The sequence below is a fragment of the Bacillus sp. FJAT-27225 genome (assembly GCF_001685025.1).
GTDB lineage: Bacteria > Bacillota > Bacilli > Bacillales > Cytobacillaceae > Bacillus_D.
Genome location: NZ_MAYU01000021.1, coordinates 23156 through 36182, shown reverse-complemented (window position 1 = coordinate 36182; position 13027 = coordinate 23156). Strand labels below are relative to the sequence as shown.

Here is a 13027-nt window from a genome sequence, read left to right as displayed (position 1 = left end):
GGAACAAACATGTAAAATAATCTAAGAATAGCCGCAGCAGTTGCCCAAGAACAGGAGGAATTCAATGATTAAGAAATATACATGCCAAAATGGAGTAAGGGTTGTACTAGAAAATATTCCGACTGTCCGATCGGTTGCAATAGGTATCTGGATTGGCACTGGTTCAAGAAATGAAATGCCAGAAACCAATGGCATCTCTCATTTCCTTGAGCACATGTTTTTTAAAGGAACAAAAACCCGTACAGCTCGGGAAATTGCCGAATCATTCGACAGTATTGGCGGCCAGGTAAATGCTTTTACTTCAAAGGAATATACGTGCTATTATGCAAAGGTTCTTGATACCCATGCAGATTTTGCACTAGAAGTACTTTCGGATATGTTCTTCAATTCGGTTTTTGATGAAGGAGAATTGAAAAAAGAGAAAAATGTTGTCCTTGAAGAAATCAAAATGTACGATGACACACCAGATGACATTGTTCATGACCTGCTCAGTAAAGCTGTATACGAAACCCATCCGCTCGGTTATCCGATACTGGGAACGGAAAGCACCCTTGAAACCTTTAACAGCACTAAACTAAAGGAGTACATCCATAGCCATTATACACCCGAAAATGTTGTCATCTCGATTGCCGGTAATATTGCCGAGACCTTCATAGGCAAAGTAGAAAAGCAATTTGGGTCATATGAAGGTGGAAGGGCGGATATCAGTGATGATAAACCCGTTTTCCATGCCAATCGCTTGTCTCGTAAAAAAGAAACGGAACAGGCTCATCTTTGCATTGGATTTGAAGGGCTGAAGGTTGGCCATGAAGATATCTACAGTTTGATAGTCCTGAATAATGTACTTGGAGGAAGCATGAGCAGCCGCTTATTTCAGGATGTCCGTGAACAAAGGGGTCTTGCTTATTCCGTGTTTTCCTATCATTCAGCCTACCAGGACAGTGGTATTGTGACCATCTATGGGGGTACTGGCGCGAAGCAGCTAAACCTTCTTTTTGATACGATTCAGGAGACTCTCGATACACTTAAACGGGATGGAATAACAGATAAAGAGTTGGCCAATAGCAAGGAACAGCTTAAGGGAAGTCTAATGCTAAGCTTAGAGAGCACGAACAGCAGGATGAGCCGCAATGGTAAAAATGAACTCATTCTTAAATACCATCGCTCATTGGATGAAATTATTGAAGAAATCGACAGTGTAACAAAGCTTGGTGTTGACAGTCTAGCCAATAAAATCTTTACAGACCATTATTCAGTCTCTTTGATTAGCCCTGATGGGGAACTCCCCAACTTATTGAAATAACATCAAACAGCCATTGCGTCCGCAATGGCTGTTTTTTTTAGCTTCTTGCGGTTCTGTTAAGGTCGTTAACTATAAGATTCTTGCTGATCATAATAGCCATAAACACATGGTATGGTCGTCAATAGAGTAGACTTTATAAGAAAAGCTGAATCCTTGGATTATGCTTAACGATAAGTTTGAAGGTTTCCACTTTTAGGAGATTAGAACAGGCAGGTGAAGTTTTTTGCCTGGTGCCGCCAGCATACTTCCAAGTAGATTCCTCAACACGTTGAGAGTCATCTTAGTAAGAGGTGCTGTGAAAGAATCCGTTTTGGGAAAAGTAGTCTATTTGCCTCCAAGTGACTATAAACTAATAAAAAGGGCTGACAGGGGGCAAGGAGCATGAGATTGAGTGAATTAAGCGGCAAAGAGATCGTAGACGTCAAAAGGGCAGAAAGGCTTGGAGTTTTAGGGCAGACTGACCTTGAAATCAACGAGCAGACCGGTCAAATACAGGCACTGCTCATCCCTTCATTAAAATGGTTCGGATTCAGGAAGCAGGGAGAGGAGATTCGGGTCCATTGGAAGCATGTTAAAAAGATAGGTGCCGATATGATTATTATTGATATTCCTGGCCGGGACGAAAGCTAAGCCTGGCTGCTATAAATACGAACGAAAGGCCTCCGTTTAGAGCGGAGGCCTTTTACTATTTGTGCATGAGTATGGGATTTTTAAAACGGAAACTGAATGCTTTCACCTCTTCCAAGCCAAAAACATAAAATGTCAAGTAGCGTGAATTAGGCAGAAGTAAAACGAGTGGAATCTGTAAAAAAGAAGGTGAAGCATTTCATGCTGACAGGAATGCAGATAGCCATTATGGGCGGCGATGCCAGGCAGCTGGAAATCATCAGGAAACTGACTGAATTGGATGCCAAACTGTCACTTATCGGGTTTGAACAATTGGATCACGCCTTTACCGGAGCACAAAAGGAAAAGTTGGCGGAAGCTGATTTTTCAATGTATGATGCATTGATCTTACCTGTATCGGGAACGAGCATGGATGGCCATGTTGAAACGATATTTTCAAATGAACAAGTCGTGCTGACTGATGAGATTCTGGCTAAAACTCCCGAAACATGCACCATTTTTTCAGGTATTACAAACAGCTATTTAACCGGAATAGTCAAAAAGGCGAAACGCCGCCTCGTTCTCTTGTTTGAGCGTGATGATGTGGCTATCTATAACTCCATACCAACTGTCGAAGGCACAATCATGATGGCTATTCAGCACACCGATTTTACTATTCACGGATCAAATGTAGCCGTCCTTGGGTTTGGACGGACTGGGATGAGTGTAGCAAGGACCTTTCATGTTCTCGGAGCAAAGGTTAAGGCTGGAGCAAGAAAATCTGAGCATCTTGCCCGGATTACCGAGATGGGCATCCATCCTTTTCATTTGTCAGAAATTGAAAAAGAAATACGAGATGCCGATATTGTTATCAACACAATTCCTCACCCGATTGTTAGCGCATCTGTTATCTCAAAAATGGCCTCACATACATTGATTATTGACTTGGCTTCCAAGCCGGGCGGCACGGACTTCAGGTATGCAGAAAAGCGGGGAATTAAAGCGCTTCTCGCTCCAGGCCTTCCTGGGATCGTTGCACCGAAAACAGCCGGGCAAATCTTAGCGAACGTGTTATCACAGCTGCTCCAGGGTGACCTAAAGAATCGAAAGGGGAAATCAATATGAAACTTAAAGGGAAACGGATTGGATTTGGCCTAACTGGCTCTCACTGCACATATGACGAGGTATTCCCACAGATTGAAAAGCTTGTCAGTGAAGGAGCCGAAGTTATTCCAATCGTAACGTTTACTGTAAAAAACACTGAAACCCGATTTGGAAAAGGAGAGGACTGGATAGCGAGAATTGTAGAAGCTACAGGAAATGAAGCGATCGATTCAATTGTTAAAGCAGAGCCGCTCGGCCCGAAAACCCCACTGGATTGCATGGTGATTGCACCGATGACAGGTGCATCCATGAGTAAATTCGCAAATGCCATAAACGATTCCCCCGTTTTAATGGCAGCCAAAGCAACGCTCAGGAATCAGAAGCCTGTGGTGCTCGGAATTTCAACAAATGACGCACTTGGCCTAAATGGTGTAAACTTAATGCGTCTGATGGCATCCAAACATATATACTTTATCCCGTTTGGCCAGGATGATCCTGTAAATAAACCGAACTCTATGGTTGCCAGAATGGCACAATTGAAAGAAACAGTCGAGGCTGCCATTGAAGGAAAACAACTCCAACCCGTTCTGGTAGAAAGATATCTTGACTGAATAAAGCTTTTTGCTACAGCAAAAAGGTTTTAAGACTTTCATTAACAAGGGAATGTGTTAAAATGTAGAAAAGCATCAGCGGGTTTTTGCCCGCTGACCCTTTATACATATGGGAACTTTACGTGATCATTCCCAGATGAAATCACTTTTAAGATACGCATGGACGGAAGGAGTCTTGGGTTAGAATGAATGGACAAAATGGATATACTGTTGCTGTCGTCGGCGCAACCGGCGCTGTTGGCCAGCAAATGATTGATACTCTTGTAAAGAGGGACTTTCCTATAAAAAAGCTTGTCTTGCTATCTTCAGCTAGGTCTGCAGGCAAAACAATAAGTGTAAATGGTGTGCAGCATACAGTTCAGGAAGCAAAGCCTGAGAGCTTCGAGGGGATTGATATTGCCCTGTTCAGCGCAGGAGGGAGTGTCTCTAAGGAACTTGCACCGGAAGCCGCAAAACGCGGAGCTGTCGTCATTGACAATACGAGTGCTTTCCGGATGGACCCTGAGGTGCCTCTTGTTGTTCCAGAAGTGAATGTAGAAGATGTTCATACTCACAAAGGCATTATTGCCAACCCGAACTGTTCAACAATTCAAATGGTCGTTGCCCTAGAACCGGTTAGGAAAAAATTCGGCCTTAAAAAAATTATTGTTTCTACCTATCAGGCCGTTTCTGGTGCCGGTGCAGCGGCAATTGAAGAGTTAAGGGAAGAAACCAAGGCCAATAGTGAAGGTAAGAGCTACGAACCAAAGGTGCTGCCTGTCAAGTCGGGGGAAAAGCATTACCAAATCGCATTCAATGCAATTCCGCAAATTGATAACTTCGAAGATAACGGATTTACTTTCGAAGAATTGAAGATGATAAATGAAACGAAAAAAATCATGCATGATACAGGCCTTCAGGTTGCGGCTACTTGCGTCAGGCTTCCAGTTGAGACAGGCCATTCGGAATCTGTTTATTTTGAAATCGACTCCGAGGGGGTTACTGCCGGCGAAATGAAGGAATTGTTAAAGGATGCACCAGGAGTGGTCCTTCAGGATGATCCTGCAAACCAAATCTATCCGATGCCTGTCAACTCTGTTGGCAAACATGAGGTCTTCGTCGGAAGAATCCGTAAAGACCTAGACAACGATAAAGGCTTCCATATGTGGGTAGTATCAGATAACCTCCTTAAAGGTGCTGCATGGAATTCAGTACAAATTGCAGAAAGCCTGATCAAATTGGGAGTCGTAAAAGAGAAGTAATTCATACCGATTTTTTGGGGTGCAGGAATGAAAGTAATCGTACAAAAGTTCGGCGGTACATCCGTCAGGAATGAAGAAACACGGCTTCAAGCCAAAAAACATATAGAAAAGGCCCTTTCTGAAGGGTACAAGGTCGTTGTCGTAGTGTCGGCAATGGGCCGTAAAGGTGATCCTTATTCAACAGATACATTATTATCTCTTACAGGCGAAAGCTTAAGCAAAATCAGCCGCAGGGAGGTTGATATGCTACTTGCTTGTGGAGAGGTTATTTCAAGCATTGTTTTTACTTCAATGCTGCTTGAGTCAGGCATTAGGGCGGTATCATTGAATGGAGCCCAGGCAGGTTTTCGGACAAACGATGACCACACTAATGCAAAAATAATTGAAATGGACTGCGCAAGGCTAGTGGAAGAGCTCCAGGATGCCGATGTCGCCGTCGTAGCAGGATTCCAGGGGACTGCCGAAAATGGTGATGTAACCACGATAGGCAGGGGAGGCAGCGATACATCCGCTGCAGCACTCGGAGCAGCGCTCAATGCCGAGTGGATTGATATTTTTACTGACGTAGAAGGTATCATGACAGCAGACCCAAGAATTGCTGAAAATGCGAGACCCCTTCCTGTTGTTACCTATACCGAGGTGTGCAACATGGCATATCAAGGGGCAAAGGTTATCCATCCGAGAGCTGTGGAAATTGCCATGCAAGCAAAAGTCCCGATGAGAATCCGATCCACCTATTCAGACGGACCGGGCACACTTGTAACTGGCCAAGTCCGTTCAAGGGTAGGCGCAGATATAAAGGAGCGCCCGGTAACCGGGATTGCCCACGTTCCACATGTTACCCAAATCAAGGTACTAGCAAAGAAAGACCAATACAATCTTCAGGCTGAGGTTTTTAAAGCGATGGCAAATGAACGGATTTCTGTCGATTTCATAAACATATCGCCAAGCGGGGTTGTATATACTGTGTCTGAGGATTCTGCCGATAAGGCAATCGAGGTGCTGAATGAACTTGGCCACGATCCAGTTATTGAACGGGGCTGCGCGAAGGTTTCCGTTGTTGGCGCAGGCATGGCGGGTGTTCCCGGTGTAACAGCCAAAATCGTTACAGCCTTGACAGGACAAGGAATAAGGATCCTGCAATCTGCTGACAGCCATACGACAATTTGGGTTCTTGTTAAACAAGATGACCTGGTAAAGGCCGTAAATGCCCTGCATGATGCTTTTGGGCTCAATGAAGAGCAGAGCGAGTTTGGACATCCGGGCATATTATAGCAGATGCCTGTCTAGCCTTAACGGAAGAACTGGAAATTGCCAGCCTGATCAGCGAATGGCATAGTTTTTCTAATGCGCTGGGAAAGTATAGATCTATACTTTTCTTTTAGCTAAAAAAGGCTAGTCTCCTTAGCCAGGCGGGCCTAGCCCGCCAAACTAATAAAAAGGACAGGTGAAATCGAAAATGATCAATTTAGGCCGAGTTTCGACCGCAATGGTAACACCCTTTGATAAAAAGGGACATATTGATTTTCCGAAAACAACCCAGCTGATTAACCATCTGCTGGACAATGGGACCGATTCACTTGTCGTCTCCGGAACAACAGGTGAATCGCCTACTCTCTCAAAGGAAGAGAAGCTGGCTTTATTCGCCCACACTGTCAAGACAGTAGCAGGGCGTGTTCCTGTCATTGCAGGGACCGGCAGCAACAATACGTATCAATCAATAGAGCTTACAAAGAAGGCAGAACAGCTTGGCGTCGACGGGATTATGGTTGTAGCCCCTTACTACAACAAGCCAAACCAGGAAGGATTATACCAGCATTTCAAGGCAATTGCCGAGAACACGTCCCTGCCTGTAATGATTTATAATATCCCGGGCAGAACTTCGATTAATATTGCCCCAGAAACCATTATTCGGTTATCCCAGATTCCGAATATCTTTGCTGTTAAGGAGGCAAGTGGCGACCTGAATGCAATGACAACAATCATTGCGAATACGAGGGATGATTTCTACCTCTACAGTGGGGATGACGGCCTTGCCCTTCCAGTCATGGCGATTGGGGGAAATGGAGTCGTTTCGGTAGCTTCCCATATTATTGGGAACGAGATGCAGGAAATGGTTCAAGCTTATCTTGCAAATGACACGGTACGGGCTTCAAGGCTGCATCAGGAACTTCTGCCAATCATGATTGGGTTGTTTACAGCTCCCAATCCGGTCCCTGTCAAGACAGCACTGCAGTTAAAAGGGTTTGATGTAGGTTCTGTAAGACTCCCGCTAGTTCCGCTAAGTGCGGAGGAACGGGCCAATCTTTCGGCGCTATTGGGAATTCACCAGCCATTATAATGATTTTTAAGCTTCGTAATGGATTTAAACAACAGGCTGAACTTCGCAGCCTGTTGTTTTTTATCATGAAGACGTTTATAGAAAATAAGCCTGAGGGAGTAAAAGCAGCCATTGACTTACCTAAAGGTAGGAATGCAAAGCTATCAACTCTGTAAACCGGTGTATATACATAGGCTAAAGACATATATTTAAAGATTGCCAAATGATTTATGGCAGTTTTAAATCCTGGAGGAAGATTGAAGAGAATCTGCCTTGGGTATGGAAATGGTTGTAATAATTTTCAGTGTTCAAGTATAATGATGGTAACTGATCTAAGGTCGGCTAAATCATCATAGGAGGAAACAGAAATTGCGAAAGAAAAAAAATAAATCCATCAGGATCATCGCGCTTGGCGGGGTGGGGGAAATCGGGAAGAATATGTTCCTGTGTGAAGTAGACAGGGATATTTTTGTGCTCGATGCCGGGCTCATGTTCCCAGAGGACGAAATGCTGGGAATTGATATAGTAATTCCGGACATATCCTACCTGATCGATAACAAGGAAAGAGTAAAGGGAATTTTCCTGACACATGGCCATGAGGACCATATCGGGGCGTTGCCTTATATCCTGAGGCAACTAAATGTTCCTGTTTACGGGACAGAGCTGACGCTGGCACTAGCCAACGCCAAGCTAAAAGAACAGGAATACAAAGGTAAGGCTGAATTCATTGAAATCTCATCGGACTCTGTTGTTGAAATGGGAAGTGTAACAGTATCATTTTTCAGCACAAACCATAGTATACCTGGCTCAGTTGGAATATGTGTCCATACCTCAGAGGGAGCCATTGTGTATACCGGAGATTTCAAATTTGACCAGGGGGCTACAAGGCTTTACAGGCCTGATATTGGCAAAATGGCTGAAATTGGTGAGCAGGGAGTCCTTTGCCTTCTGTCAGACAGTACCGAAGCTGAAAAACCCGGCTATACGACATCAGAAGCAAAAGTTGCCAGGGAGATGTGCGATACATTCTATAGTGCTCCCGGGCGTCTGATTGCGGCATGCTTTGCTTCGGATATTAACAGAATTCAGCATATTTTTGATACTGCGGCACAGACAGGCAGGAAAGTGGCTGTTGTCGGCAAAAGTCTCGAACGTATTTATCACATTGCAGTTGATTTGGGATACCTTGAGATTTCCGAAGATTTGATTATACAGCTTTCAGAAATCTCTGAATACCCGGATGACAAGGTTGTTGTTTTAATGACAGGGTCCCAGGGAGAACCGTTGGAGGGCCTCCAAAAAATGGCCAGGAAATCGCATAAACTCGTCAATATTAAAGAAGGCGATACAGTCATGATCGCAGCTACCACTTTAAGGGGAAGCGAACTCTTCCTTGCCAAGACAGTGGACATGCTTCTGCGTGCGGGAGCGAATGTGGTTTCCAACAAGAAATTGATTCATGTTTCAAGCCATGGAAGCCAGGAAGAACTGAAATTCATGATTAACCTGATGAAACCAAAGCTATTCATACCAGTTCATGGTGAATACCGGATGCTTAAGGCACATGAAAACATAGCCAGAGAATGCGGTTTGCCGCGTGAAAGCATCTATCTTCCGGAGAATGGTGAAATTGTTGAAATTAAGGACGGGCAATTTATTCCTGGCGGGAAAGTGCCTTCCGGGAATATCCTCATTGACGGAATTGGAGTTGGCGATGTCGGAAATATTGTCCTGCGCGACCGCAGGCTTCTCTCACAAGATGGGACATTAATTGTTGTTGTCACTCTATCCAGGCAGGAAAAGAAGATTCTGGCAGGTCCTGAAATTATTTCAAGGGGCTTCGTGTATGTACGCGAATCGGAAAAGCTGATGGAGGAATCCTCAAAGCTGGTACGTGATATTGTTGAGAAAAATATTTCCAGGGATTTCTTTGACTGGTCGAGCTTAAAGCAGGAAATGAGGGACGACCTCAATAAATATTTATTCGAAAGAACAAAACGCAGGCCAATGATTCTGCCGATTATCATGGAAGTTTAGAGCTGAAGTAAAGACACCGGGAAACCGGTGTCTTTACTTTTTATTGCTTTCGATTATTAGTTTAGTATGGATTTTCTCTTTAACGGCATGTTTTCTTTCCTAAAGTTCAATACTAGACCTATAAGATAGAAGGGAGAATACGTATGGATGAACACTTTTTACCCGGCAGAATGAACGAAAATGGGGAAGAAAGCCCTGCACGTGAAGAAAAACCAGCTTCAGCTCTCATTGAAAAGATACAGCAGCTTGGGACAACAAATGTTCCTCAAATGACTAATGATTCAAGTATCCATTGCATGACAATTGTTGGCCAAATTGAAGGGCATCTGGCTCTTCCGCCCCAAAATAAAACAACAAAATATGAGCATATCATTCCACAGCTCGTTGCCATTGAGCAAAATCCAAAGATTGAAGGGCTGCTTGTTATTTTGAATACGGTTGGAGGGGATGTTGAGGCAGGGCTTGCCATTTCGGAAATCCTTGCATCTTTGTCAAAACCAACCGTTTCGATTGTCCTTGGAGGAGGCCACTCGATTGGAGTGCCGATTGCCGTTTCATGCGATTATAGTTTTATTGCCGAAACCGCAACGATGACCATTCATCCAGTCAGGCTTACAGGTCTTGTCATCGGTGTTCCGCAAACGTTCGAATACCTGGACAAAATGCAGGAACGGGTTGTGAGATTTGTGACTAGACATTCAAAGATTAAAGAAGAAACATTCAAGGACTTGATGTTTGCGAAAGGTAACCTGACAAGGGATATTGGAACGAATGTCATTGGCCGGGATGCAGTCGAAACAGGTTTGATAGATGAAGTGGGCGGGCTAGGGCCTGCAATGAAAAAGTTAAATGAACTCATTGAGCTTCATAAAAATAACCAGGAGGCGCTCATTCAATGATTTTATATACAATGATGCCGGAAGAACTTATCTTTCCTCCCGTTTTTGAACCGCAAATAAGGCAAATAATCAACTTTCAGGGAGTCCCGATGGAGATAGAAGCTGATGGGGATGGGTATAGAATTGTCAGGATTCTCAGCACGAATCCTGGAGATTTCCTGGATTCAAGATGGGCTCCGGGATCAAAAATTTCGTTTTAGAACGTCGGGCTTATCCAATCCGACCCTAGCTTATGGTATAATCAGGATACGGTTTAGAGAAAATCGGCAGTTGGCTTTTTACATCTGCCAGCTTGAATAAGGCAGCCGAAGGGCTGCTTGTTCTATTTAAGCTCTAATACCCCAAAGATTATACATACATAGGTGATTTAAATGGCCAAGAAGAAACGAAGGCAATCCCGCAACAGGGAAAGCACAATTAAAACAACAATAAAATTTGAACTGGCGGGGCTCATTCTCCTTGCCTTGTCAGTGATTTCCATGGCCGAGTTAGGTGCGGTTGGAAAAGGTGTCGTACTGTTTTTCAGGTTCTGGCTCGGAGAATGGCATATGGCAGGCCTCGCCGGGGTATTTATTTTAAGCATCTACATGATTTGGAAGAGGCAAATTCCATTCTTTTTCCACGGAAGGCTTGTCGGCGCCTATTCCATATTGGCGGCTTTGCTAATCCTTAGCCATATCACTCTTTTTAATCTGCTTTCAAGGAATGGAACGTTTGAAAATCCAAGTGTCATTTCGAACACTTGGAAGCTGTTTTTTCTGGAGGCAAAAGGAACTCCCGCGACTGGTGACCTTGGCGGCGGGATGATCGGAGCACTTTTATTCGCGATGCTTCACTATTTATTTGACGAAACAGGAGCGAAAATTATAGCCGGACTCCTGGTTGCCGCTGGTTTGATTTTACTAACAGGTAAAACCTTTGGTGAAGCTCTTGGTAAGCTGATTTCGTTTTTCACGGAGTTTTTCGCCAAACAGTGGAAAGCATTTAAGGCGGATTTCTCAGAGTGGAGAGAAAAGAGGAAGAAAAGAAGAAAAGCCCAGACTTCAAAGAAAGAGAAAAAAGCACCTGCCTCGCAGCCAGACAAAGGCGGTACTGTTCCTGTCCAGGCTGTTTTTATAGAGGAGGAATTGCCTTCTCCAGAGCCAATCATCTCAAGCTTTGCAGATAGGGCGTATGAACAAGAAAACAGCCAGGTCCCGCAGCAGTCCCCTGGAAAACCAAAAGAAAAAAACGCTGGCAAGGAAGAGGAGGACATTTCACCACCAATAACCTTTACGGAATTGGAGAACACTGCTTATGAATTGCCGCCGGTAAATTTACTGAAATTGCCTAAAAAGACTGATCAAAGTGGCGAATATGAACTGATTCACGCCAATGCCGCCAAGCTTGAGCGGACGTTCAACAGTTTTGGTGTCAAGGCCAGAGTCACCCAGGTCCATCTTGGCCCTGCTGTCACGAAATACGAAGTCCATCCGGATGTAGGGGTAAAGGTAAGCAAAATTGTCAGCCTTAACGACGACCTTGCCCTGGCTCTTGCTGCAAAAGACATCAGGATTGAGGCACCGATTCCTGGGAAATCAGCGATTGGGATCGAGGTTCCAAATTCGGAAGTTGCAATGGTATCACTAAGGGAAGTTCTTGAATCTTCTAAAAATGACCGTCCTGATTCAAAACTCTTGATTGGGCTTGGAAGGGATATTACCGGGGAAGCTGTCCTTGCTGAGCTGAATAAAATGCCGCACTTGCTTGTAGCCGGAGCAACAGGGAGCGGAAAGAGTGTTTGTATAAATGGCATTATCACGAGCCTGCTTATGAGAGCAAAACCCCATGAGGTAAAATTAATGATGATCGACCCAAAAATGGTCGAATTGAATGTTTATAACGGTATTCCTCATTTGTTGGCTCCTGTGGTAACGGAACCAAAGAAGGCTTCTCAGGCACTTAAAAAAGTCGTAAACGAAATGGAACGCCGTTATGAGCTGTTTTCACATACCGGTACTAGAAACATTGAAGGGTATAATGATCATGTAAAACGCCACAACGCAGAGGAAAATGATAACCAGCCTCTTCTGCCCTATATCGTGGTTATAGTGGATGAGCTTGCCGACCTGATGATGGTTGCCTCTTCCGACGTTGAAGATTCAATCACCCGATTAGCACAGATGGCGCGGGCAGCAGGCATACACCTCATTATTGCCACGCAGCGCCCGTCTGTGGATGTTATCACCGGTGTTATAAAAGCGAATATTCCATCCCGTATCGCATTTGCCGTTTCGAGTATGACAGACTCCAGGACGATACTGGACATGGGCGGTGCTGAAAAGTTGCTCGGCAGAGGTGATATGCTTTTCCTTCCTGTTGGAGCATCCAAACCAATTCGCGTTCAGGGAGCTTTCCTTTCAGATGACGAGGTTGAAGACACAGTCGAATATGTTATCTCCCAACAAAAGGCACAATATCAGGAAGAAATGATTCCGGATGATGTGCCGGAAGTTGTTGGAGAAGTAGAAGATGAATTATATGATGAGGCTGTCGAACTGATCGTCGAGATGCAGACAGCATCAGTGTCGATGCTTCAGCGCCGGTTTAGGATTGGCTACACTCGGGCGGCCAGGCTTATTGATGAAATGGAGGCACGTGGAGTGGTCGGGCCCTATGAAGGCAGTAAGCCAAGAACTGTCCTGGTTGCCAAGCAGAACGAAGAAATGGGTTAATAGAATCAATGTTGAAAAAGGCCTTCCGGGGTCTTTTTCTTTTTTTACCGAACTATAATTTTCATAAAATAGACACCAATAATAGTAGGAATCTAGCAAGCCAATAGTAAAACCTGACTGTGGCTGTTGGATGGCAAACAGCCTATATTCAAGAGATAAAGGGTAAAAAAGGATGAAATGTCAACCGAAATT

The 13027-nt window shown here is 44.3% G+C and carries 11 protein-coding genes; all 11 read left to right on the top strand.

Annotated features, from left to right (window positions below):
- The first annotated feature begins 64 nt into the window (after nt 1-64).
- The 11 genes from A8F94_RS12350 (at nt 65) to A8F94_RS12300 (ending at nt 12835) form a co-directional block, all read left to right on the top strand.
- Nucleotides 65-1303 (top strand): M16 family metallopeptidase, encoded by a 1239-nt coding sequence (locus A8F94_RS12350; RefSeq protein ID WP_066200636.1) that lies wholly within the window; start codon nt 65-67, stop codon nt 1301-1303.
- 381 nt (nt 1304-1684) lie between these two features.
- Nucleotides 1685-1933: a YlmC/YmxH family sporulation protein gene (locus A8F94_RS12345; RefSeq protein ID WP_066200634.1), complete on the top strand. Its 249-nt coding sequence runs from the start codon at nt 1685-1687 to the stop codon at nt 1931-1933.
- A 198-nt stretch (nt 1934-2131) separates the two neighbouring features.
- Nucleotides 2132-3034 carry a dipicolinic acid synthetase subunit A gene (gene dpaA, locus A8F94_RS12340; protein ID WP_066200632.1) on the top strand — a complete coding sequence of 301 codons (903 nt, stop codon included), beginning with the start codon at nt 2132-2134 and terminating at the stop codon, nt 3032-3034.
- Nucleotides 3031-3624: a dipicolinate synthase subunit B gene (gene dpaB, locus A8F94_RS12335; protein WP_066200629.1), complete on the top strand. Its 594-nt coding sequence runs from the start codon at nt 3031-3033 to the stop codon at nt 3622-3624. The genes dpaA and dpaB overlap by 4 nt, the downstream gene beginning before the upstream one ends.
- Nucleotides 3625-3809: 185 nt before the next feature.
- Complete coding sequence (gene asd, locus A8F94_RS12330; RefSeq protein ID WP_066200626.1) at nt 3810-4865, top strand: aspartate-semialdehyde dehydrogenase; 1056 nt, start codon at nt 3810-3812, stop codon at nt 4863-4865.
- 27 nt (nt 4866-4892) lie between these two features.
- Nucleotides 4893-6140, top strand: a complete 1248-nt coding sequence (gene dapG / locus A8F94_RS12325) for an aspartate kinase (RefSeq protein ID WP_066200623.1) — start codon at nt 4893-4895, stop codon at nt 6138-6140.
- Between the two features lie 184 nt (nt 6141-6324).
- A complete protein-coding gene (gene dapA / locus A8F94_RS12320) occupies nt 6325-7206 on the top strand; it encodes a 4-hydroxy-tetrahydrodipicolinate synthase (protein WP_066200620.1) in 882 nt (293 codons plus the stop codon).
- Between the two features lie 348 nt (nt 7207-7554).
- Complete coding sequence (locus tag A8F94_RS12315) at nt 7555-9222, top strand: ribonuclease J (protein ID WP_066200617.1); 1668 nt, start codon at nt 7555-7557, stop codon at nt 9220-9222.
- A gap of 170 nt (nt 9223-9392) precedes the next feature.
- The gene (locus A8F94_RS12310; RefSeq protein ID WP_139070107.1) at nt 9393-10121 is read left to right on the top strand and encodes a ClpP family protease; all 729 of its coding nucleotides are present in this window, start codon (nt 9393-9395) and stop codon (nt 10119-10121) included.
- Entirely contained in the window at nt 10118-10321 is a 204-nt protein-coding gene (locus tag A8F94_RS12305; RefSeq protein WP_066200611.1) for a YlzJ-like family protein, read from the top strand. The genes A8F94_RS12310 and A8F94_RS12305 overlap by 4 nt, the downstream gene beginning before the upstream one ends.
- Before the next feature lie 171 nt (nt 10322-10492).
- The gene (locus tag A8F94_RS12300) at nt 10493-12835 is read left to right on the top strand and encodes an FtsK/SpoIIIE family DNA translocase (RefSeq protein ID WP_066200608.1); all 2343 of its coding nucleotides are present in this window, start codon (nt 10493-10495) and stop codon (nt 12833-12835) included.
- Nucleotides 12836-13027: the final 192 nt, after the last annotated feature.